Genomic DNA, 22,828 nt, shown 5'->3' with positions numbered 1-22,828 from the left:
CCCCCGGATCATGCCTTCGACTGGGGGCGTCAGTCATGCCGGACCCGGCGACCACAGCTCCTCGATCAGGAACTACGAAAAAGGTAACGGGGGGAGAAGGGTCAAGCCCCGCAGGCGTCTTTCCTGCCGGGCTTGACGCTCGACCACCGACGGCGCAGCGTGCGCGTCGGCCCGCCGAACCACGGGAGCGGGGCGATGTTCCAGGTGGAGGCGACAGGTTCGGCTTCTGCCTCCTCGGGTTCCTCTGTGGCGCAGGCCCAGCCCTACTCTGGAAGGTGGAGCCGGTATCCGATCGGGGTGGCTATCCGATCGCCCGGATGCCGCCGCACGACCGGGTCGGCTGTGTCAGGCGGTGATCACCAGGCGGGTGTGCTGTTTGTCCACGATCTGCCCGTCGGCGAGGTCGTCGTCGGGGGTTCCTGCGGGGTAGGCGGTGATGACGGGTTGGGCGGTGCGGTCGTGGTCCCAGGCGCGGATTCCGGCGCAGAGCCGTTCGGCGAGGTGTGCGCCGGCGGGGCCGTGGCCGATGGCGCCGAGTTCGAAGCGGCGTTCGGCGGTGTCGGGTGCCGGTCGTCGCAGGGTGAGGTAGGCCAGCGAGTCGCCTTCGGCGAGTGCCGGGCTGGAGTAGGCGAAGGCCGGGTCGGCGAGTCCGGCGTCGACGGCGGCCTGGGCGGCGGCGAAGCGGCAGGTGCCGGGTCCGAGTCCGGTGAGGAGGGGCCAGATGAGGTCGGTGGACTCCATCGGCACGATCGAAGCTCCGGACCACACGGTGGTGGAGGGTCGGTCGAGGACGCCGCGCAGCCGGTCGGGGTCGAAGGGCTGGTCGGGGTCGTGGTGCAGGGCGACGTCGTCGGCGAGGGCGATGACGCGTTCGCCGTGCTGGTCGTCGCCGATCATCGGGATGAACCCGCACAGCCTGCTGTCCTGGGCGCGCAGCACGCTGTTGTCCTGTTTGACGAAGGCGACGCTGCGGGTCTGGCCGCGCCAGGTCAGCGGCACCACCAAACGCCCGCCGGGGGCGAGCTGGTCGGACCAGGCCGGGGGCAGGTCCCACGGGCCGACGGTGACGATGATCCAGTCGTAGGGGGCGTTGTCGGGGTGGCCGTGCGCGCCGTCGCCGGTGACGACGCGCACCCGGTCGTGGCCGGTGGCGGCCAGTGCGCGGCATGCGTGGTCGGTGACGTCGGGGTGGATGTCGACGGTGGTGACCTGCCCTGTGGTGCCGACGCAGTGGTCGAGCAGTGCGGCGTTGTAGCCGGTTCCGGCGCCGATCTCCAGACCTCGCTCGCCGGGGCGGGGGTCGAGCTGGGCGAGCATCATCGCCACGACGGTGGGCACGGAGATGCAACTGGCGGGCCTGCCGCCGGGCGGGCCGGGCTTGATCGTGATGGAGCGGTTGGCATAGGCGTCGGCAAGGGGCGCATCGGGCACGAACAGGTGCCGCGGCACGGCGCGCAGCGCGCGTTCGACAGCGGGTGGGAGTCGGTGTCCGGCGGCGAGGACGGCGTCGACCATGCTCACACGCAGCTCGTCCGGCTCTGTGTCGTCAATCATCCTGCCCTGTTCCTGTCGTGGCTCGCGGCGGGCATCGTCGGGGACAGATTCCTGTCTACAGCGTTGTGCTGGAAGTGCGCTCGTCGAAGATCGCGGTGCTCGCTGCGGCAGCGAGGATGCTCTGGCTCCGGGTGGGCAGGCCTAGGCGGTTCCAGTGGAAGATGATCAGGTAGCTGAGGATGTCGCGTTGGCCGCGTTCCAGGGTTCCCGTACGGGCTGCGGAGCCCAGGCGGTGTCCTGCGGCGCGGAAGCCGTCGACCCAGCTCGCGACTGCGGCGAGTGGGCCCTCCTCTGTGAGCAGAGGTCCGTCCGGTGAGAGGTCGGCGTGGATCACGTGCCGGAGGTCGTGGGCCAGGTCGGTCAGCTTCGCTGCGGGGACGTCGGTGGGCAGTGGGCGTTCCCGTGCGACTCGGTGCCAGGTGTCGCCCTGTTCATAGCGTTCCGCGCCAGCGGCGCGGATCAGGGCGGTGCAGAGCAGAACAGACAATTCGCGGCGGCCGAGGTCGATGTGGTGGTGGCGGATCAGGTCGGTGATGGCGCGGCTGTCGGTGCAGAACAAATCGTGGGCGATGCTCATTCCGGTGTTGCCGCCGAACGCGGTGGTTTCGGGCTCGTAGACCGCGGGTCGCCAGTCGGTGATCAGGTGTTCGGCGACGAGCGCATCGAGACCTGCCGTGAGGTGGTGCGGGGCGTGGCCGGCGGTGCCGGGTCGGCGTGGGATGCGCACCCGCCAGCAGGGGTGTTTACGCATGAACCACCACTGCGGACCCGGATCGTCGGTGGTGTGGTCCAGCAGGGGCGCGATGTGGTGGGCGAAGACGGTTTCGGCTCCTGCCCAGTCGGTGAATTCGATGTTGATCTGCCACCAGCCGGGCCGGCGGTGGTGGTGTAGGGCGTGTTGTCCGGCGCGTCGGTAGCGTTCGGCGGCATCGGCGAGGTCGTCTGGGTGCAGGTGCGTCGCGCGGGCGGCGTCGGTGGGAGTGGTGCCGGTCAGGACGGCGAGCACGGCGGCTTCGAGTCGCCCGGTGGATGCCTCGGCGTCGTGTGGTGCGGGCTGGTGGGGACCTAGTCGATGAGCAGGCATGTGTCCCATCCCGAGCTCAGCGGGCGGCGCTGGGCGGCGGTGTGCAGGGCGAGTGCGGCGCCGGTGTCGCCGTCGAGCAGCCCCGGGCTGGTTCCGGTGTTGGGGTGGTGGGCGAGAGCTGCGGCCAGGCACGGCAGGCGGGCGTCCAGTGCCGGGTCGGGGCTGTCGAGGGCGGCGCGCAGGACGGTCTGGTAGACGCCGGCCAGACCGTGGCAGAGCCCGGTGGTGGTGAGGCGGGCTTGCTGGTCGGGGTCGTCCAGGCAGGCGAGCAGGGCGTGTTCGTAGTGCTGTCGGAGGCGGGTGTCGCCGAGGGCGAGGGCGGCCTGTTGTCCGGCGCGGGCGATGCCGGGTGTGCCGTAGCACCAGCTGGGGCGTGCCGGTCCGGGTTGGCGCGCTTGGCCGTCGTGGTGTTCGGCGAGGGTGATCCATTCGGGCCACCAGGGTCCGGCGGGGCCGTCCTGCCGCCAGGTGTCGAGCCAGGCACAGATGGTGGCGATGGCCTCGTGGTGGCCGTCGACGGTGATGCCGCGTCGCATGGTGCGGGCGAGGAGGGCGAGCGGGCCGGTGATGCCGTGTGCGATGCCGAGGTTGGCGTGGCCGTGGGGTGAGGGGTTGCGGTGGGGGTCGTGGCCGACCCACCAGCCGGGCAGTTCGCAGCTATCGAGGGGTTGGGGGCGGGTGAGGGTGACGAGGTAGTCGAGGATGCGGTGCAGGGCGCTTCCGCCGGGGTCGCGGCGCAGCAGCAGTGCGCCGATCCCGGTGAGGCCGTAGAACACGTCGTACTCGCGAAACCCGGGCAGCGCGCCGGATCGGATGCGGTCCAGCGCGGTGTCGACGCGGCGGTGCGCGAGTGCCGCGACGGGGGCGTCGAGGTCGGCGAGCGCCTGGCGGTAGCGGTCGGGGGTACCGGTGGCGGCGGCGTGGAGCATGAACGCCAACGCGGGGGCACCGAGGTAGAGGCCGTTAGTGTCGGCGGCACTGGCCCCGCCGGCGACGGCGGCGGTGATCCACCGATGGGCCTGTTCCCAGCTACCGGTGCCGGTGTGGGCGCGTTCGATGTGCAGCAACGCGACCCCGGCGGCACCCCGGGCGAGGGACTGCGGCAGCCACGTCTTGTCGGCGGGGGGTGGCTGCGGCGCGGCGAGTTGTGCGGCGATCCGGTCCACGGTCTCCGCCGCCGCGAGGCCGTTCACCGCGTCCCTGTGGTGTGCAGGTAGTGCAGGGCGCAGGCGCGGACGAGGTGCCCGGTGGCGTGTTCGACGGCCGGGTCGACGCCGACGGCGCGATTGTGGTGGCTGTGCAGCAGAGCGGGCACGACGGTGAACGGGTCACGTTGGGCGGCGAGGGCGTCGCGGTAGACGGTCAGCGCCTGCGCGCGGGCCTGCCAGGCGGCCACGACCGCTTGGCTGCCGGGCAGTGCCCGGAGGCAGGTCCAGGAACGGGTCGGGTCGGCCCACGCCAGCGCCTGGTCCCGCACTGTGCGGTCCGGCCGGAGGCGGCCTCGGGGAATGGTGTGGCGCAGCCGGTCGAGTGCGGCGTCGGTGGTGTCCGCGAGCCCGAGGGTCAGGTCGACCATGCTCGCGGCGGCCAACGCCTGGGCGCTGACACCGGCACGGGCGGCGGTGGTGATCTGGGCGAGCGCGGCGGCGGAGTCGGCGGCGAACACCTCGTGGGCGCGGTCCAGGACGATGCCGTGCCCGTATCGGCCGGTCTGCGGTTCGTAGGTGGTCAGCGACAGCTGCGCCAGCAGCTTGTCGCGGCTCAGCGTCCGGCCCCACGCGGCGAGGACTGCTGCGGCCTCGCCGTAACCATCGGCGGGTACGCGCAGGTGGAGGGCGAGGTAGCGGTCGGCGTCGGGGTGGCGCATCCGACGGTGCCGCCGGAACCACCACACGGGGTCCCCTCCGGTGAGCGGATCGAGTGCAGTGAGCAGTTCGGGCAGGTGGTCGGTGAGGATGTCGTCGGCGCGGGCCGGGTGCCCGTGCAGGTGCGCACACAGCACGGTGAACCGGCCGGGCAGGTGCCCGGCGTCCGGGTCGACGGCGTGGTTCCGTTCGGTGACGGGGACCGGCGGGGCGGGCGTCGGCTGGGTGGAGGTCAGGCGGAACACGACTTCGTGTACGCGTCCCAGCCACCCGTGGTCGGCGGGTGCTGGGGTTTCGCGGAGTTCGAGGCGGCCGGCGCGGTCCAGGCGGCTGCGCAGCAGCCGGCGGTGCAGCGGGTGGGTGAGGTCGAGGGGTTGCCGCCGGTCGTGGTCGACCACCGCCACCTGGCGGGGTGCGCGCCAGCGCTGCCGCCACGCGTCGAGTTCCGTGTCCCAGTCTGGCATCGGGGTGTCGCGGCCGGGCAGGTCGGCGGTGGTGAGCGTCCAGCGGGCCGGGGCCAGGATGGTGCGGCGGTAGCGGACGCGCGGCAGGCGGGGCAGGCGGGAGGCCGCGCCGAAGGAGAACGGTCCGTAGACGGCGGCGCGGGCGTCGGTGATGTCGGCGAGGAACCGGGCGATCGGCGGGGTGTGGACGGTGGCTTCCAGGGCGTGGGTGACGCGGGGCGCGACGCGGCGGCCGGTGGGCAGGTGGATCAGGTGGAAGCGGTGCTCGTCGACGGTGACGGCGAGGTCGCCCGGCTGGATCAGGTGCGGGTCGGGTGCGTGGTGTTCGGCGAGGGCGATCGTGTGCGGGAGCAGGCGGGTGGTGCGGGCGACGTTGTCGTTGCGGCGTCGGCGCGGCGGGAACGACAGCTGCGCGGCGACCGATCCGGTGCCGTCGGCGGTGAAGGTGGCGGCGAGGTTGTCGCGGGCGTCGTCGGACAGGAGGTGGGCGTGACGGCCGGTCATGCTGCTGCCGGGTCGGGGGGTGCCGGTCACGGTCAGCAGGAACCGTCCGGTCTCCATCGCGTCCAGGTCGGTCGCGAGGATCTGGACGGCGATCTCCAGGCGGTCGGGTAGGTGGCCGGTGTCGCCGGGGTCGCTGCCGGTCAACTCGTCGAGAATCCGGTCGGTGAGCAGGATTTCGTCGGTGCCGTCGACGGCGGCGCGTTGGATCAGGGCCAGGATCGTCTCGTCGCGTCCGCTGGTGCGGCGGGCCTCGCGATCGCGGCCTGAGCCGAGGTAGCCGGCGGGGAGTTCGAGTCCGCTGTCGGCGAGCAGGTCGGGCAGGGGCACCAGCGCGCCGGTGCCGTAGCGGGCGCGGAACGCGGAGTGGTACTCCCGCCATTCCGGTCGGCCGAACCGGTACGGCGACAGTCGCAACAGGACGGTCGCGGCGTCGGCCGCTTCTCGGGCGATCTGGTGCGGGAGGCGGAGGTCGCAGTCCAGCACGGTGTCCACCATCACCGGCACCTCCGCCGCCCGGCTCACCGCTCGCATCCGCGCGGTCACCCGTGCCTGTCCGGCTGCGGCCGGTTGTCGGGCGGAGAGTTCGCGATGGATCGAAGCCAACTCGTCCACCAGAGGCGCAATCACGGGAATCCCGCTGGCGTCGACGGAGTCGAGTATCGAGCAGACGCGGCCGAGGGCGTCCGGGGTGGTCATCGGTGCCCGCAGGTCGCTCAGCAATACGCCCTGCGTCAGCAGGCCGTCGAGCAGATGGTCGATCCGGTCCGGTGCGGTGTCGGGAAACCGGTGCCGCAGGGCGTTGCGCAGGTCGCCGAACCGGATGGGGGTACGGGCGGCGTCCAGGACGGCTTGCACGGGACGGCTGTGGCGGACGGAGACTTCGACGGGCGCGAGTCCCGGGTCGGGCGGTGGAGTGCCGGGCACGACGAACCGGGCGCCGCGCACCATGCCGGCGTTGTTGGCCACGACGTGCAATCGGTCCAACAGCTCGGGGCAGCGGTGCAGTCGGGACAGCACGTCGTCGAGCCACGCGCCGTCGGCCCGCGCGACCGCGGTGTGCCCGGCACCCCACCGTGCCGTCGCTCCGGTGCCGATCCGGACCGGGGCGACGCCGGCGAACACGCCGAACGGCGTCGGCCGCAACTGCCAGCGCAGCAGGTAGGACGCCAACGTAAGCACGACGCGCCGCACCGCACGGACGTCGCCGCCCTCGGCGACCAGTGTGTCGATGCGGCGAGACAGGGCGGGGCTGGCCTGGGCCAGCGCGGCGCGTACCACGTCGCGTTCCCACACCCGGCTCACCCACCGCAGACCGGACTCGGCAGCGTCGGGACCGTCGAGGTCGAGGTGGTCGGGCAGGTCCAGCCCGCCCGGGTCGGTGACGGCACGCAGCACCGCCACCTCCGCCCAACGCAATCGCGACGACCACGACGACACAGCGGTGATCCCTTCTCCGAAGGCGGTGCTGGACTGCGCTGCCGGTGCGCCGGGGTCGGCGCACCGGCAGCGGAACGGTCAGACGGGACTGTCGGCATCCGAGGCGCAGGCACTGGCGTCGTTCGCGCAGGTGTTGCCGCACCCGTCGTCGGTCGGGCAGTCACCCGCCATCGGACCGTGGGTCACGAACACCCGCACGTCCAAGGCGAACTCGTCCACTTCCACCAGGTCGGCGGGCGACGGCTCGGCCGTCGCGGCACCACCACGGGTTAACAGGGCCTCCGTCATGTGCTGTCACACTCCCTTACTCAGTCGGCTTCTGTCGGGTCGCCCGGCCGTCCGCGGCGGTGGCCGCCTGCGGCCAGGAGATCGTGATCCGCGTGTGGCGCTTGTCCACCACGCTGTCACCTGCCAGGCGCTCGTCGGGGGTTCCGGCCGGGTGGACGCCGAACCTCGGACCGGGACCGCCCCGGTAGTCGCGGGTCCAGACGCGCAGCAGGTCAGCGACCTCGCCGGCGAACCGGTCGGCGCCGGCACCGTAGGCGTGCACGCCCCACTCGACGTGGTGCTCGTCGAACGGCCGGTAGGTGACGTAGGCCAGGGTGCCGCCGTCGACCGCGCCGGTGGCGGCGGACATGCGGCCGGGCGGGACGACCACGCCGGTGTCGAGGGTCCGGTCGAGCACGATCCGGCAGTAGCCGGGCAGGTGCGTGGCCAGCCACAGGTGCGCGTCCGACCAGGGCTCACCCTTGGCGATGGCCGCCCCGGTCCACACCTCCACCCGCGGACCCTCCAGCGCCGCCGCGACCGCGTCGAAGTCCGCGGCGGGCTCGCCGTCGAAATTCAGGGTCAACTCGCCGCCGCGCAGCACGACCTGCCGGCCCGGGTGCGCCCCGACGCCCTGCATCGGCACCCACCCGAACATCCGCGACGAACGGCTGACCAGACCACGGTCGCCGTCACGCTCGAACACCAGCGTCCGCGACAGGCCCCTGACGCTGAGCGGCACCAGCAGCAGACCGTCCTCGGCGAGCTGGTCGGTCCACGCGGGCGGGACGTCCCACGCGCCGACGGTGACCAGGATGCGGTCGTAGGGGGCGTGCCCGGGCACCCCGTGCTCGGCGTCGGCGAGCACCACCAGCACCTGCGGGTAGCCCGCCTCGGGCAGGAACCGGCGGGCCCGGTCGACCACGTCGGAGTCGATGTCGACCGTCACGACCGTGCCGGACGGGCCGACCAGCTCGGCCAGCAACGCCGCGTTGTAGCCGCCCGAGCCGATCTCCAACACACGGTGGCCGGGCCAGATGTCGGCCTGCTCCAGCATGTGCGCCTGGACCTGCGGCGCGGACACCGAACTCAACGACGTCCCGTCCCCGCCGACCTTGGTCACGAACCCGCGGCCGAGGTCGTAGACCTTCTCCAGCTCGCCTTCCGGCGCGAACACCTCACGCGGCACGGTGCGCATCGCCACCTCGACCTGCGGGGAGACGATGGTGCCCTCCGCGACGAGCGCGTCGACCACCTCGTTCCGCATTACGGCGGCACGCCGGGCGCGGTCGCCCGCCTGGTCTGGTGACAGAGTGCTGTCGGTCACGAAGAATCCTCACATTCCGAGACATCGAGGTGGACATGCGCAGGGGTTCGTCGCCACGCGGGCGGTCGAAGCGCCACTGTATCGACCCCATCACTCTCCGCAACGACCACCGGGCACGGTCGACCCGGAGAACGAACCGGCCGATCCCGGGACCGGCGTGGGCGGTGGAGGGACGAGTGCGGGGTCCCTCCACCGCCTAGGAACCCGCCGGCCGGGTGTGCGCGGGGCCGGCGGGGGTGGCGTGTCGAGCGGCCCGGGTCGGGGTCCCGGGCTGCTCGACGGCGATCAGGTGCCGGTGGACGGTGAACCACACCGGGCACCTCGGGGCGCGACCGATCCGCCACCGTGGACGGCAGGTGCGGCACCGACCGCGCGGGTCGGGCCGGTGCTCGTCGAGCAGGTCCCGGATGGTGCCGGTCAGGCGCAGCACGCCGCTGGTGAGCAGGGCCTGGTGGGCGGTGGGGTCGCCGTCGACGGCCATTCGGTCGTAGGTGGCCAGGGTGCCGTCGAGTTCGGCGTGGATGCTGGCCGCGAGCACTTCGTCCACCGTGGTCTCCGATCTCGCTCAGGTCAGGGGCTGGTCGCCGGGTCGTTCCGGCGGGGCGGGGGTGGCGGTGGGTGGCCAGAGGGTGGCGTGCAGGTCGAGCGGCACCAGGTAGCCCACGGGCAGGTGGTCTTCGGTTAGCGTGCGTGCGGCCTCGTCCCACGGTCCGCAGGGCCACGGCGCGCGGCAGAGCACGCAGGTGCGGTGTCCGGAGGGCGGGGGCAGGTGGCCGGCGAGCACTTCGACGTGGCGGCCGGCTCTGCCCAGCGGGGAGTCGGCGGGGACCACCAGGGCGGCGACGGCACGCCAGTCGGCAGGCACGGCGTCTACAGGGCGAGTGCGCCGAGCGGGACGGCAGGCAGGCGTCGCCGTCCGGAGCGGAGGTCGGTGAGCAGGTCGTCGTAGGCAAGGGTCAGGGTCGCGAGCGCCTCGGCCGCGTCGTGGGGGTCGCGGTGGTGGCGGGGATCGCCGTGGGCGACCACGACGCGCCAGGGGACCCAGGCGGCGGTGAGCCGGTCCACCAGCTGGCCGAGGGTCTCGGTGTGCAGCAGTGCTGCGGGCACCGCCTCCGGGAGCCGGTCGAAGGCCCACAGGTCGATCTGGTCGACGAGCACCTGCCGGGCGGTTGCCCCGGCTCCCAGGACCCGGGTCGCGGACGCGGACTCGGACTGGTCGGCGTGGTCGGCGTGGGCGCAGGACACCGCGTCGATCCTGTTCCAGTGCGTGCGGACCTGCGCCGCCACTGCATTCGCCAGGGCGTCGGGCATACCGGCCGCTGCGTTGCCGAACGAGCGGACCAGTCTCCTGCCCTTGGGCAGGCGCAAATCGCCACGGGGCGTTGCGGGGATCGGGTGTGGAGGGGTGCGGTGACCACGATGTCCACCTCCGGATGTGTGCGGGTTCGGAATGTGGTCGGGCAGTACTTGCTTCGCCCGATCAGGGCGGGCGGGTGCCATGCCGGGCTTCAGCATCTCGTTGTCCTACCTGCCGGAGTCAGAGAAGGCGGGTCGGTGTGTTCCAGCCAAGCGCGGTCGGTTCCAGTCCGGGAGGTGTGGTGCCGCTCGTGCACAGCCTGTGCGGATTCCGGGTGGACTCTTGACCCGATCGGGGCTCGCGGAGTAGTCCCCCGAGGGGTGAGGATTTTGGGGATGTCGGAGCTGTCTCCAGGAGAGGCCCTGCGCGCAGAGCGCGTGCGACGCCGCCTCACTCTTGCCCAGGCAGGGGAACTGCTGGGCTATTCGGGCTCGACGTTGTCCCGTATCGAACGCGGCCGGCCGGTGGGAGTGGAGGAGTTGCGTCGGCTGGCCGCGCGCTACCGCATCCCTCCGGTCAGGTTGGGACTCGCTACGGTAGGGCCGACGGACGCTCTGGATGGCGGTGATGACGTGCTGCGGCGAGAACTGTTGACCGGGATGCTCGGGGTGGCCGGGGCGACACTGCTCGGACTCCCCTCCGCCGGCGCCACTGCCTCGGGTTCATGCCCGGTCGACGTCGACGGATTGCGCCGCCGGGTCGGGCAGGCCCAGGCCGACTACATGGCCTGCCGGTACTCGCAGCTGGCCACGGCCGTGCCCGACACCATCCGCTACGCCCAGGCCGTCCGCGCGGTGGTGGACGGCGACCGGCGCGGCGAGGTCGAGGCGTTGGCCGCCACCGCGTATCGGCACGCCACCTGGCTGGCGCTGCGACTGGGCGAGGACGGGATGGCGGTCGGGCTGTCCGAGCACGCCATCTCCACCGCCCGCGTGTCCGGCGATCTGCTGGTGGAGGCGGAGGCTGCGCAGATGGGCGCGGTGGTGGTGCGCCGCTACGACCAGACCGACCGTGCCCAGGAGTTGGTGGTGGGCACCGCCGCCAGGCTGGAGAACACCGCCGGTCTCGCCGACCCCCGCCACACGGCGGCCTACGCGATGCTGTTGGAGACCGGCGCGTACACCGCCGCGATCGCCGGCCGCCGCTCCGACGCCCTGGACCTGCATGCCGAGGCGACCGCCGCCGTCCGCACGACCCGGGTCACACTGGCAGACAGGCCCACGCCTTCCGTGGTGGACGCCCGTTTCCTGGGGCTCTACGAGATCAGCGTGCACCGCAAGCTCGGCGACTACGGCACCGCGATCGCCGCCGCCCGCGCGATCCGGCCCGACTCGATCACCGTCACCGAACGGCGGGTGCGGTACTACGAGGACGTCGCGTTGGCCTATGGCGCGTGGGGCAAGCGGGAGCAGGCTTTCCACGCGCTGCTGGCTGCGGAGAAAGCCGCTCCGCAGGAGGTACGGGTGCGTCCATGGGCCCACCGTCTGACCCGACAGTTGCGCTCGTCCGGCCCCACATTGCGGGGACTGCCGGAGTTCGCCGCCCACGCCGGCGTCGCCTGACCACCCCCACCTCCGCCGACAGTGGCGCAGCAGCAAGGAGATCCCGCGTGAGCGACGGTGCTCGTGTCTTCCGGGAAGCCTGGATCGCCGGAGTCCTCCGGCACCACCCGGGCGAGCCCAAACCCGGCTACGTCACCCCGTGGGATGACACCCCGCAGTGGGAACGCGACTCCGCCGGCGCGGTCTACCGGCAGGTCCGCGATTTCCTCACCGCGACCGACGGTGCCGCCGCAAAACTCACCCGCGCACAGAAAAGCCAGTTCGTCGCCGCCTGCTGGACCGGGCAGATCCACCGCCACTTCCCCGACCCCAAACCGTCCTACATCGCCGACTGGGACGCCCTACCCGGCTGGCAGCAACACACCGACGCCGACATCTTCCAACGGATCGAACAGGACCACCACAACCGGACGGACCCCGGCCCTGGCTGAGCCGCGACCCGGCGATACGGACATCGACGGCGCGGCGTCGCGCCCGCGCCTCCGTCGCGACCGCCACCTCGTCATGGACCTCGGTGAGTCGCCACTCCGGCTTCCGCCGCCCACACCTGTCATGGAGCTTGGCCACTGTGGCGAGATGACCCCGGTCGGGCGTGACACGCAACTCCCCCATCATCCAGTCCGCGAAGCCCGCCTGCGAACAGTAATCGTCTGGCCCCCGAACGAACATGACGCTGATTCTGTCCGGCACGACCGCACAGGGCCTCCCGTTTGCCATACCTACGAGGGGCATGCATGACCGCGACCGAGCGCCCCTACGGGGCGGGCACCGGCCAGGTCACCGTCGCCTCACCACCTACACCACACCCTAGGACCTGGTTGTCCGATTGCTCGCGCCAATACTGCCACCAACGCGCCCACGGGCCGCGCGTGGCTGCTGCGCGCCTGCACCACCGAAGATCTGCCCACACTGGCCATGGGGATACGCCACGAACAGCACTACAGCCACCGACCCACGCGGCCCACCGCCCTTCATGACGACCCTTTGACTTCCCCATGGGTCGACCAGGGTCGCGATGGTGGCTTATAGATGGCTGTTGGGTGGGGAAGGCGTCGCTCGCACCGACCACTCGTCTACTACTCGGCCCCCACCGAACCTAAACGGAACTCAAACGCACCGAATGAAAACCGGCTCATCTCGCTGTAAACTTACAGGTCGAGAAGTGTCTTCCCCGCGCGAGCGGGGGTGGCCCCGACGCGACCAACAGCCGCGTGGCGTGCGGGTTGTCTTCCCCGCGCGAGCGGGGGTGGCCCGTGGCCTGACCGGATGTGGCAGTGGGCGTCGGAGTCTTCCCCGCGCGAGCAGGGGTGGTCCGATCGCCACGGGGTTGGGTCCGGTCGCCTCGGCGTCCTACCAGCGCAACGGAGGGTGGTTCGGATGAACTCGACACCGTGTTGGAGGACGACAAGTCCCTCTCGCGCGAGCGGGAGTGGTCCGTAGTAGCGCCGACCCGCACGCGCAGTTGCCCAAGCAGGTAGTTGACACGCGCCTCAGCCGCGTCTGGCCAGGCGACGCTTCATCAGATGGTGTCGTCCTAACATCGTCGCGCAGGTCCGATCCGGCACAGTCGACGATCCTGAATGTTGCGCTCCACCAATCCGCTGCGGACCCGTTCAAACGTTTTCGCCCAACGCATCACCGAGTCCTGCTCGGATATGTGTTAAGTGCCAGCGTCCGGGACTTCGCAAGGCGGGTCGTTCCCAGGCACGCCGTCCCGTGAACTGAACGACACCGAGCCGTAAAGTCCGTCTCCCCTGTGATGGTGTTTACTCGTCGGGTGTCGAAGCCGTGGGCGAAACGTGATGGACTGCCCGGCGACTACTACCTGCCGTTCCACCTCATGGACGCCGCCGCTGCCGCATACATGCTATGGGACAACTATCTTCCGTTGGGAGTGAGGCGATGGCTCGGACAGGAACTGGGTCTCACCGAACCGAGAACGCGAGACTTCCTCGCCTTTCTTGCCGGTCTACACGATGTCGGCAAGGCTTGCCCTTGCTTCCAGGATCAGTGGCCACCACGCAATAGTGCCGACTACCGGAGCCACGAGCAGGTCGGTTACCTCAGTCTTCCGACCCTGCTATCCGATTTCGCCGGGCTCACCGATCCCCTGGTGGACAGCATCGCGCACCGTATCGCGGAGGTCGTCGGCAGTCACCACGGGGAGTTCCAGCCGACACAACGCCGACATGTCCGCCGTGCCGAAGGGGACGTCCTGTTAGGAGGTCCGGCGTGGCACGCCTATCGGCGTGGAATCGTCGACACGCTCCGTCAGTTGATCGGCCCGGTGCCACCGGCGCGGCTCAACCGACCGACGGCCGTCGTGCTCAGCGGCATCGTGGTCCTCGCCGATTGGATCGTGTCGGACACGAAGTGGATCACCAACAGTCAGTGGAAGGCACCCGACGCTCTGCAGGAGCGGTGGGACCACACACTGCGGGCGGTTCGAAAGCGCCTGATGGGACTGGGGTTCGTGACGTCGTCGTCGACCGCTCGGATCACGACGCTGGTGCTCGTCGGGGATAGACCGAACGCGCTGCAGCGGTCGATCGAGGACACCTTCCGCCCCACCGGCTGTGGCATCTTGTTGATCAGCGCGCCGACTGCGGCGGGCAAGACCGCTGCGGCCATGGTCGCCGCGGATCGGATCGGGCATGCGACGGGTCGTCCCGGCTTGCTGATGTGCTTGCCCACGCAGGTCACGACCAATGCGATGTGGGAGCGGGCGAGAGGGTTCGGGTATCCGCCTTCTCCGGGGCGAGGGCGGGTCACCTTGTCGCATGCCCTGGCGACCGCCTACCCGCCTTACCGACATTACTGCGCCGACGATGAGGCTCTGCGGTGGTTGAACGGCCCTCATCGACCGCTGTTGGCCGAGTCGTCGGTCGTCACCATTGATCAACTGCTCCTGGCCGGGCTGGCGATCAGGTTCAACATGCTGCGGCTGTTCGCGCTGACGGGCAAGACTCTCGTCATCGACGAGGTCCACGCGCATCAACCGTATATGCTGGCAGTTCTCGGACGAGTGCTGTCGTGGTGCGGTCGCCTCGGTGTCTCGGTCGTGTTGCTTTCCGCGACCGTGCCAGCACATGTCGCGGGTGAGCTGACCGCCGCCTATCTGGCAGGAACGGGTTCAGCCCATCCACCCCCAGTGGAAGCAGCCGGGTATCCGGGCTGGGTGTGGCACGCGGTCGACGGCTCTTTCCAGAAGCCGACCACCGCGGAGCGAACCGCGATGAGCACTCTCGGTGCCCGCACAGCGCGCATCAAGCATGTCCGATATCCGATGGGAACTCGGACGTCGACGATCCTCCGCTATGCGCGGCGCGTGCGAGAGGAAGGCGGGTGTGTCGCGATCATCTGCGGTACGGTGCCGACGGCGCAGAAGACGTTCCGTGCTCTGAAGGGTTCGGACCTGGACGACACGCGGATACTGCTGCTGCACGCACGGCTGCCCCATCGGCAACGTGCGTTGACCGAGGCGCAGGTCGAGCGAATGTTCGGCAAGCACGCCAGCCGTGACAACGGACGCCGTCCGAAACGCGCGATCCTGGTGTGCACTCCGTTGATCGAGCAGAGTCTCGATCTCGACTTCGATCTCGTGGTGACCGACCTCGCGCCGATCGCGCTGCTGATCCAGCGGTTGGGTCGGTGCCACAGGCACCTCCGTCCGGAAGAAGACCGGCCGAAATCTGCGAGGGTACCGACCGTGGTAGTGCTGGATCCGGAAGGGGACCGGGTCCCCGCGCAGTGGCTCAAGCTCCACTCCGGGTACGAATTGCGTGCCACACGCGGTCTGCTGATGACACGACCAGCGGACGTGGTCATACCCGACGATGTGGATCAACTGGTGCAAGCGGTCCACGACCTCGGTCTGTCTCCGTTCGACGAAGCAGCAGCGGCCGAGTGGCGCGGACGGCACGCCACGACGACGTTCGAACGCGGCTTGGCCCGGCTGTCGGCGGTGCCTGCCCCGCAGCTGATCGACGACCTCGCCGGGATGACGCATCGCGAAGTCCGCGACACCGACGCCACCACCCGCTTGGGCATCGACGACGCGCTGGTCGTCCCCCGGTGGACGGACTCGGCTGGACTGTCGTGGTTGGACTCGGCGCACACCGTGCGATTCCCCGAGGGAGAGGTATTGACAGGCAGGCAGATCTCGTCGTTGATCGACGTGTCCATCCGTTGTCCTGCGACATGGGTCCAGAGCCTGGACACCGCCGTTCCCCGGTGGAAGCACGCTTTTCTGTGCGACGCACGCGTCCTTCCTCTGCCTGGCCGCCACCCCCTGGTCGTCGACAGCGACCTGGGACTCGTGAACGGACTCAAAGATGACAATCTGTGACCTGCGCACCGACGCCGTGCTCCGAGTCGAGTTCGCCGACGGTTCTGACGGGAAGGTCGGTCTGCGCGAACTCCTGCTGCGCGCCCACGAGATCACCGATCTCGCCCTGACGATGCCGCCTGCCTTCGCCGGTGCCCTCCGCGTGCTCTACGTGATCGCGGCGCGTGTGACCGGCCTGGACAAGATCGTCGATGCCGGTGGAGATCCGGGTGACGAGTGGCAGCAGCGGCGAAACGAAGCACTGCGTCGGGGCCGGTTCGTCGGGGCCGAGGTCGACAAGTACCTGGAGACTCATTCGTCTCGATGGAACCTGTTCTGTGCCCGGTGGCCGTGGTGGCAAGACCCTCGACTGGGCGAGCAGGCCGAACTCAAGTCGTCGAACACTTTCGACATACGCCGGCCGGATGACAACAAGCCGATCTGGTGGCGACACACCCACAAGGGCCACGCACCGGATCTGAGCGTGACCGACGCATTGGAACTGCTGCTGATCCACCACTACTACGGCTCTGGGGGCACGGGAGGAACCCGCACTGTCGGGCAGACCCGCAGCCAACACATGTCGGCCGGGCCGCTGCGGTCAACAGTCACCTTCTATCCGTTGGGCGCCAACCTCTTCGAGACGTTGATCGCGGGGATTCCGAGTCCCGCGTTCGGCGCCGATCTGACAGGCGAAGACCTCGCACCATGGGAGACGACCGACCTCCACGATCCCTTGGGCGTCCCGCCAGAGCCGACCTGGCCGGCGCGTCTGCTGGTCGGACAATCGCGGCACGCGTTGTTGTTGACTCCGGATCCGACCGGTGAGGCGGTGGTGGGCTGCCACCTGACCTGGGGATGGAAGCACAAGCACCCGCCGCTGAGGGACCCGTACTCCATCGAGGAACGGAATAGCCAGGGTGAGTGGAAGCCGCGGCGCGCGTCGGCCGATCGCGCGTTGTGGCGCGAGGTCGATGCCCTGTTGGCGGACCGCGAGACCACCCAGCGGCCTGCAGTGTTGTCGTCGGCGTTGAGTCTTCCCGACGACATGCTGGACAGGCTGCGGATCCGCGCGGTGGGCTTCGACCAGGACAGGAAGGCCACCAATAATGCCTGGAGCACGTCGGTCACTCCGCCGATCATCCGCTACCTCGACGAGTTCGACCCGGCGCGCGCCAACGGCGCCGAGGCGTTGACGACCGCCGCGAAGGAAGTCGCCACCGCCATGATCAACGAGCTGCGCAAGGCGTATCGCGCGCTGGGCAACGGCTCCTCTGCCAAATCCGACAAGGAGGCCCCGTGGGTGCAGCCCGCGCAGCGCTGGTTCTGGCCCCGAGCAGAAGACCTGTTCTGGCGGTCCCTTGCTGAAGCAGACTTCGCCGAACCACACCGCGCCTTCCAGCGAATCGCACTCGGTGCCATCACGGAAGCCACCCGCCCCGTGGCGGACAGTCCGGCGGTGGCGCGTGAGGTGACCAAAGCCAAGCGGGCCCTCACGAAGTTCGTCGCGAGCAAGAACCCTCGGCCACGCAAGGAGAAGCCAGGTGGCAACTGAAGCGTCGACGTCATTCGTGACCAGGATCGCCGAACTCGCGTCCGAACCCGGCCCCCGGGCCGATCTCCGGTCCGGCCTGGGCAGGACGGTCGATCAGGCTAGTCGAGTCCACCGCTACGTCGCGCCCTGGACCGGATCCTGTGGTCCACACCAGAAAGCGGTCTACTACGCGGTGGCCTCGCTGATCGCCCACCGACCCGAAGACGCCGTGACCGCAGCGTGGGCGGGCAACCTGGGCACCTCCATCGCCCGATGCCACAACCTGGCCATGTCGACTCGTGAGACATCGGTACACCTCTTGAGCCGGCAACCCGCCTCCACATTCTGCAGGATGCTGACCAGGATCGTGCTCCCGTTGCGCACCGCGGCCACGCCGGTCGACTTCGCCACTCTCCTCCACCACGGATCCCGGTGGCCGTCGTCCAGGCAGTCCATCAGCAGTAGCTGGCTGCAGTCGTTCTACCGCGAGGTCGACGGCGGCACCGACGTCGAATACGACACCGAATCCGACGATCAGCCGCTCTGATCGTCACCGGCTCACCCTTCCCTCAACTGTGCGTCAAGGAGAAGTCGTTGTACCTGGACATCCACGCGTTGCACACGCTGCCCTACGCCAATGTCAACCGGGACGGACTGGGCAGTCCCAAATCCTGCGTCTACGGCGGCGCTCCACGGATCCGCGTGTCTTCGCAGTCGTGGAAGCGGGCGGCTCGGCAGGAAGTCGAGAAAGGAATGGAGTCGCGCACCGTACGGACACGGCAGATCGCCGCGGTGCTGCGCGAGCACCTCGTCGACGAGCACGGCTGGACAGCCGATGACGCCAGGCGCGCCAGCCGCGGCATCATCCACGCGTACGGCTTGGAGCCCGAGGCGGACGACTCCACCAAGGTCCTGCTGTGGTTGCCTGTCTCCGTCGTCCGGGACCTGGCCCAGCTCGCGCTGGACCATCGCGAGACGCTCAAAACACTGCCACTGCCGGAACTCGACGCCAAAGGCAAGCCGAAGAAGCTTTCGGCCAAGGAGAAGGAGACTCTGCAGCAGACGATCAGCGCGGCGGTGTCGGCGATCGCGGCTCCGGTGACCGATATCCTCAACAGCAGGCACCCGGTCATCGAACTACTGGGCCGGATGCTCGCCGAGGTGCCCGGACACACCGTCGACGGACACACCCAGGTCGCTCATGCGTTCACCATCCACGAGAGCGCGCCCGACTTCGACTACTTCACCGCAGTCGACGACTGTGCCCCTGGCACCGGCGCGGGGCATCTCGCCACCGCCGAGTTCGCTACCGGCACCTTCTACCGCTACTGCAACGTCAACGTCAGTCAGTTGGCCAGCGTGCTCGGTGATGTGGACACCGCGATCAGCCTGGTGCAGGCATGGGCCCGCACCTTCCTGACGGTGGTTCCCACGGGCAAGGCGAACTCGACCGCGCCGGCCACCCGACCGGACCTGGTCCACCTGGCGCTGCGAGACGCACCGCTGTCCCTGGCCTCGGCATTCGAGAAGCCGGTGCCGACGAGCCCCGACGGCTTCAGCGAACCCGGACGGCGACTGTTGGCCGCCTACACCGGCCGCCTACACCGCTTCGTCGACGACCCCGGGCACTGGTCCGGCTACGCCTCGCCCTACCCCGAGGCGCTCCCGGCGCTGGGAAGCCGCCACGACTCGCTCGACGGACTCGTTCGTACGGTCGCCGACACGCTAGCCGACCGCTTGCGGGCGGCGGTATGAACGGCGTACTGCTGCACCTGTCCGGTCCCCTCCAGTCCTGGGGCGGCGACTCCCCGTGGAACCGCCGCGACACCGGGCGCTACCCGACCCGGTCCGGCCTGCTCGGCATGATCGGCGCCATCGTCGGCCACGGCCGAGACGAGTCGCTGGCCGAACTCGACAGTCTCCGGTTCACCATCCGCATCGACCGGCCCGGACAACCCGTCATGGACTACCAGACCGTCGGCGGCGGCCGGCCGCACAAGCAGACGCCGCTCCTGGCCAGTCACTCATTCCGACCTGCGGGCAAAGGAACCCTCGTCAGCGAACGCTTCTATCTGAGCGACGCCGCTTTCACCGTGGCCGTGACCGGTGACGGCGTCCTGGTGGACCGGCTTAGCCGCATGCTGGCTCGGCCGGTCTACGCGCCCTATCTCGGACGCCGGTCGTGCCCGCCGGCGGGCCTGCTCGTCCTGGGCCGTCACGATGATCCGGTGCACGCGCTGTCGGAGACGGTTCCGCTCGCACGGAAGGCACCCCGCCATGCGGACACGGTGGCGGTCGACTTCATCACCGAGTCACCACCCACCGGCGACGTGTTCGGCACACGGGAAGTGTCCAACACCCAGCCATTGACGAACTTCCGGTCACGCGAGTTCGACCGCCACACCAGATGGCGTACCACTCGCCGTCTCGCTGCGCAGATGTGCGGCGGGGTCGGACTCGACTACCTGGACCGACTGGCGACGGGCACCGCCGAGGAGCCCCACGACGACGGCCATCCCGAGGAGAGCAGTTGATCAGCCTGGACCTCGACACGCCGACGTTGACGAAGATCATCGCCAATCCCGCGCATCCACATGTCCGACGGGATCTACGCGACGTCGACTCCCTGCACAGAACTGTCACAGATTTCGCATGCCCGCCGGGTTTCGGACCGAACGCACGACAGGCGGCAGGGCTTCTCTACCGCGTCGAGGAGACAGCCGCCGGGGTACTCCTGCTGGTGCAGTCGAAGTTCCCCGTTGACTCCTCCCGACTACCCCCCGGCTACGGCCACGGCGGTACCCGCGATCTACAAGCCCACCTGGCCAGGATGACTCCCGGCACCGGTGTGCGGTATCGGATCGTCGCCAATCCCACCAAGCAGGTATTCGTGCGCGGACAACGTGGCACGGTGCGGAGCCTGTCGGACGAAGAGGCCCACGCATGGTGGCAGCGCAAGGCAACCCAGTACGGCCTTGAGTTGACCACCGCGTACATGAGGTGGAGCGACGTGCGCACTGGCCTGCGCAAGTGCGGCGAGAAGTCCACGAAGATCACGGTGGCCGTCACGCAGTTCGAAGGCACTGCGTTCATCCGCCATCCGGAGCAGGTGCGGGAGGGGATCTTGAACGGCATCGGACGCGCGAAGTCGTACGGCTGCGGCCTGCTGTCGCTGGCCGTGCTCTGATGACAGCCAGCCACGTCATTCGATCATACAGCCAGCAGCGTTCGTCGATCCTGCCAGGCCAGGCGGAGCAAGGTCAGCGCGCCTGAAGTCAGTCGTGGTTCCAGGCGATCGATGGCGTCCGCGGTGAAGGGGACGCCCACTCGACCGCCTGTCACGACCGTACGCCCCTCATCGTTGACCGTCACCGTGTCTCCGAGGAGCCGGTCGAAGGTGCCGTCGTCGATGACAGCGACGGTGCGCTGGCTCGCGCCCAGGCGAAGCGGGTCCATGATCAGGCCGTAGTGCCACATCCGGATGTGGCCGGATGCCCGTGCCGCCTCGAACGAGACGAAAGGCTCCTGTTCGGCGTAGGGGATCGAGCGGGTCCGTTGCCGTCGTGCTCGGGGTTGCCGAGGAACTCCTCGGAGAACTCGCGCATGATGTTGCGCCAGAGGGAGAAGTCGTTGCGGACGTCCACCGTCGCCACGGACGAGGGTTGGAACTCGCCCGCCGGCATCAGGCTGGCAATGTTCCGACCGTCGGCGACGGCTCCGCCGTCCCGCTCGTGCAGCACGAACCGGTGGTCCCCGCGGGCTCCCCGGCGGATGGTCAGGGTGTTGATTCCCGGTGACATGAGCAGCCGGTCCGGATCGAACGGGTCACTGATTGCGCTGCGCAAGGGCAGCGCGGACCACTCGGGCACCTCTTTCCCGGCCGCCAGCCAGGCCGCTTTGAACTCGTGGGCCAACGCCTCCTTCACGTCGAACACCTCGAAGTAGGTGGTGGTACCGAAGGTCAACGTGAGCGCATCGTGACGGGCGGTGCCGACCAGGCGATAGCTGACTCGATTCTCCAACAGACGAGGCCGTATGAGGTCGCGGACGGCCCGGCTGTAGCCGGCGTAGCGCTGTGCGCGGTCTGTCAGCGGGACCACGTGATCGATCGGCCCGAAGGGGGGTGCCTGGTGCGGAAGGTCGGAGAAATTCAGCCGGATCGAGTCGAGTTCGACGGGCTTTTCCAACAGCCAGCCGGGTCCCGCCAGCACATGACCGCCGGGGGCGCGCATGTCCGCCGGGTACAACCACGCGGCCAGTTCTGCCAGTTCACGTCCGCGCGCGCCCGGAGCCTGCCGCACGGTGAGCCATTCCTGCTGGCTGCGCCTCACCCGTGCGGAGGCCACTGCGGCGCACGTCGAGCCGGGATGCGCCTGTCCGGCCGGCGACCAGGCGCCTTCGACTTCGACTTCGACTTCGACTTCGACTTCGAAGGACTGTCCACTTCCGTCGTGGAATCGGCCTGAGTCGTCGTGCGGTACGGGCAGGCGGTCGCCCGCCGTCCGCACTACGGATGCCGGTTCGCCGGCCAACTCGGCGGGCATGTGGAACCAGAGGAGGTGGTGGGGGATGTGGAGGGTGTGCGCCCAGCGGATGAGTTTGGCGAGGTCGTTGACGGGTTCGCCGTTTTCGATGCGGCTCAGTCGTGTGGTGGACAGGGTGATCCAGGCTGCGACGGTGTCCTGGGTGATGGCCTGACCATGGTGGGGGTGTTTGCGGTAGGCGCGGATGACGGCGCCGATGTCGCGGGCGGCCAGGGCGGCGCGCAGGTCGGGGTGGTCCCAGAACCCGGCGGGCACCTCCGGCGGCGTGGAGGGGTGGCGGCGGCCGGCCCGAGCGCAGGGTCCGCAGCGGCTGGTGTGGTTGTCGCGGGCGAGCCGGGTACCGCAGGCACAGCGCCGCACCACTTCGGAGCCGCCCACCCCACCACCCCTTCCCAGCAACCAGCCACTCGGCTGCCTCGGTCACGGTACCGGCACACAGCGTAATGAGAGCGCGCCGCCTCCGATTCACGGACGTGCGGGCGCCTCACTCCCCCGATGCTCGGTAACCCGCTCGTGGAAGTGGGTGGCCATGGCCAAAGCCCCACGCACCGAAAGATCAGAACCAGGCGCCGAAGCATGTGCTACCCAATGCGCGGGAGTTGCGCCCCAGCGCTGGACCTGGCGGCGCTGTCGAGCGATCATCGTCGTCGACCCGGCTGAGTCGTGCGACGGAGAGGTCGTTTCCAGACGAACGGTCGAACAGGGGTGGGCTGTCGCTGGCGAGGAAGGAGTGGCCCGCATCGACCGCGCCGATCACTGCCCCAATGCCGAGCCGCACCTTAGCGGAACCGGAACGCACCGAATGAAACCCGGCTCACCTCGCTGTAAACTCACTGGTCAAGAAGTGTCTTCCCCGCGCGAGCGGGGGTGGTCCGCTCACGTGGGCAACCTGGAGCGTTTCGCGCAGGTCTTCCCCGCGCGAGCGGGGGTGGTCCCGTGACCGCGACGCCGCCGAGTCCCATCTCCGGGTCTTCCCCGCGCGAGCGGGGTGGTCCGGCGGTG

General features: G+C 69.7%; 19 protein-coding genes. 8 read left to right on the top strand and 11 right to left on the bottom strand.

The genetic code is table 11. From position 1 onward, the window contains the following. Positions 1-345: 345 nt before the first annotated feature. The 9 genes from fxlM (AB0I60_RS34860) to AB0I60_RS34820 all read right to left on the bottom strand — a co-directional run bounded on the left by fxlM (AB0I60_RS34860) (position 346) and on the right by AB0I60_RS34820 (position 9,870). Complete coding sequence (fxlM, locus tag AB0I60_RS34860; protein ID WP_360737821.1) at positions 346-1,554, bottom strand: methyltransferase, FxLD system; 1,209 nt, start codon at positions 1,552-1,554, stop codon at positions 346-348. A gap of 55 nt (positions 1,555-1,609) precedes the next feature. Then, positions 1,610-2,560, bottom strand: a complete 951-nt coding sequence (locus tag AB0I60_RS34855) for a thiopeptide-type bacteriocin biosynthesis protein (RefSeq protein ID WP_360737819.1) — start codon at positions 2,558-2,560, stop codon at positions 1,610-1,612. A gap of 59 nt (positions 2,561-2,619) precedes the next feature. Continuing rightward, positions 2,620-3,831, bottom strand: coding sequence for a lanthionine synthetase C family protein (locus tag AB0I60_RS34850; RefSeq protein WP_360737817.1), 1,212 nt, complete (start codon positions 3,829-3,831; stop codon positions 2,620-2,622). Continuing rightward, complete coding sequence (locus tag AB0I60_RS34845) at positions 3,828-6,866, bottom strand: lantibiotic dehydratase (protein ID WP_360737815.1); 3,039 nt, start codon at positions 6,864-6,866, stop codon at positions 3,828-3,830. Before AB0I60_RS34845 ends, AB0I60_RS34850 begins: the two co-directional genes overlap by 4 nt. A 120-nt stretch (positions 6,867-6,986) precedes the next feature. Further along, a complete protein-coding gene (locus tag AB0I60_RS34840; RefSeq protein ID WP_360737812.1) occupies positions 6,987-7,196 on the bottom strand; it encodes an FxLD family lanthipeptide in 210 nt (69 codons plus the stop codon). A 16-nt stretch (positions 7,197-7,212) separates the two neighbouring features. Beyond that, a complete protein-coding gene (gene fxlM / locus AB0I60_RS34835; protein WP_360737809.1) occupies positions 7,213-8,502 on the bottom strand; it encodes a methyltransferase, FxLD system in 1,290 nt (429 codons plus the stop codon). 196 nt (positions 8,503-8,698) lie between these two features. Then, entirely contained in the window at positions 8,699-9,049 is a 351-nt protein-coding gene (locus AB0I60_RS34830; RefSeq protein ID WP_360737807.1) for a hypothetical protein, read from the bottom strand. An 18-nt stretch (positions 9,050-9,067) separates the two neighbouring features. Beyond that, positions 9,068-9,367, bottom strand: coding sequence for a hypothetical protein (locus AB0I60_RS34825; protein WP_360737804.1), 300 nt, complete (start codon positions 9,365-9,367; stop codon positions 9,068-9,070). 5 nt (positions 9,368-9,372) lie between these two features. After that, positions 9,373-9,870, bottom strand: coding sequence for a DUF4254 domain-containing protein (locus tag AB0I60_RS34820; RefSeq protein ID WP_360737802.1), 498 nt, complete (start codon positions 9,868-9,870; stop codon positions 9,373-9,375). A gap of 324 nt (positions 9,871-10,194) precedes the next feature. Here AB0I60_RS34820 and AB0I60_RS34815 point away from each other — a divergent pair, with 324 nt between their 5' ends. The 8 genes from AB0I60_RS34815 to AB0I60_RS34780 all read left to right on the top strand — a co-directional run bounded on the left by AB0I60_RS34815 (position 10,195) and on the right by AB0I60_RS34780 (position 20,469). Further along, positions 10,195-11,421 (top strand): helix-turn-helix transcriptional regulator, encoded by a 1,227-nt coding sequence (locus tag AB0I60_RS34815; RefSeq protein ID WP_360737799.1) that lies wholly within the window; start codon positions 10,195-10,197, stop codon positions 11,419-11,421. A 47-nt stretch (positions 11,422-11,468) separates the two neighbouring features. Next, complete coding sequence (locus AB0I60_RS34810) at positions 11,469-11,852, top strand: hypothetical protein (protein WP_360737797.1); 384 nt, start codon at positions 11,469-11,471, stop codon at positions 11,850-11,852. A 1,346-nt stretch (positions 11,853-13,198) separates the two neighbouring features. Further along, positions 13,199-15,769 (top strand): CRISPR-associated helicase Cas3', encoded by a 2,571-nt coding sequence (gene cas3 / locus AB0I60_RS34805; protein WP_360737795.1) that lies wholly within the window; start codon positions 13,199-13,201, stop codon positions 15,767-15,769. After that, positions 15,756-17,303, top strand: coding sequence for a type I-E CRISPR-associated protein Cse1/CasA (casA, locus tag AB0I60_RS34800; protein ID WP_360737792.1), 1,548 nt, complete (start codon positions 15,756-15,758; stop codon positions 17,301-17,303). The genes cas3 and casA overlap by 14 nt, the downstream gene beginning before the upstream one ends. Further along, the gene (casB, locus tag AB0I60_RS34795) at positions 17,293-17,829 is read left to right on the top strand and encodes a type I-E CRISPR-associated protein Cse2/CasB (RefSeq protein WP_360737790.1); all 537 of its coding nucleotides are present in this window, start codon (positions 17,293-17,295) and stop codon (positions 17,827-17,829) included. The genes casA and casB overlap by 11 nt, the downstream gene beginning before the upstream one ends. A 47-nt stretch (positions 17,830-17,876) precedes the next feature. Beyond that, positions 17,877-19,037 (top strand): type I-E CRISPR-associated protein Cas7/Cse4/CasC, encoded by a 1,161-nt coding sequence (cas7e, locus tag AB0I60_RS34790; protein WP_360737788.1) that lies wholly within the window; start codon positions 17,877-17,879, stop codon positions 19,035-19,037. Next, positions 19,034-19,816 carry a type I-E CRISPR-associated protein Cas5/CasD gene (gene cas5e, locus AB0I60_RS34785; RefSeq protein WP_360737786.1) on the top strand — a complete coding sequence of 261 codons (783 nt, stop codon included), beginning with the start codon at positions 19,034-19,036 and terminating at the stop codon, positions 19,814-19,816. Before cas7e ends, cas5e begins: the two co-directional genes overlap by 4 nt. Further along, positions 19,813-20,469, top strand: a complete 657-nt coding sequence (locus AB0I60_RS34780; protein WP_360737783.1) for a type I-E CRISPR-associated protein Cas6/Cse3/CasE — start codon at positions 19,813-19,815, stop codon at positions 20,467-20,469. The genes cas5e and AB0I60_RS34780 overlap by 4 nt, the downstream gene beginning before the upstream one ends. A 23-nt stretch (positions 20,470-20,492) precedes the next feature. On the opposite strand, the gene AB0I60_RS34775 is transcribed toward AB0I60_RS34780, so the two are convergent. Then, complete coding sequence (locus AB0I60_RS34775; protein ID WP_360737781.1) at positions 20,493-20,738, bottom strand: hypothetical protein; 246 nt, start codon at positions 20,736-20,738, stop codon at positions 20,493-20,495. A gap of 2 nt (positions 20,739-20,740) precedes the next feature. Next, positions 20,741-22,204, bottom strand: a complete 1,464-nt coding sequence (locus AB0I60_RS34770) for a hypothetical protein (protein ID WP_360737779.1) — start codon at positions 22,202-22,204, stop codon at positions 20,741-20,743. Between the last annotated feature and the right edge of the window lie 624 nt (positions 22,205-22,828).

The sequence above is a fragment of the Actinosynnema sp. NPDC050436 genome (genome assembly GCF_040655415.1).
Taxonomy (GTDB): Bacteria; Actinomycetota; Actinomycetes; order Mycobacteriales; family Pseudonocardiaceae; genus Actinosynnema.
This window is presented reverse-complemented; position numbering and strand designations above follow the sequence as displayed.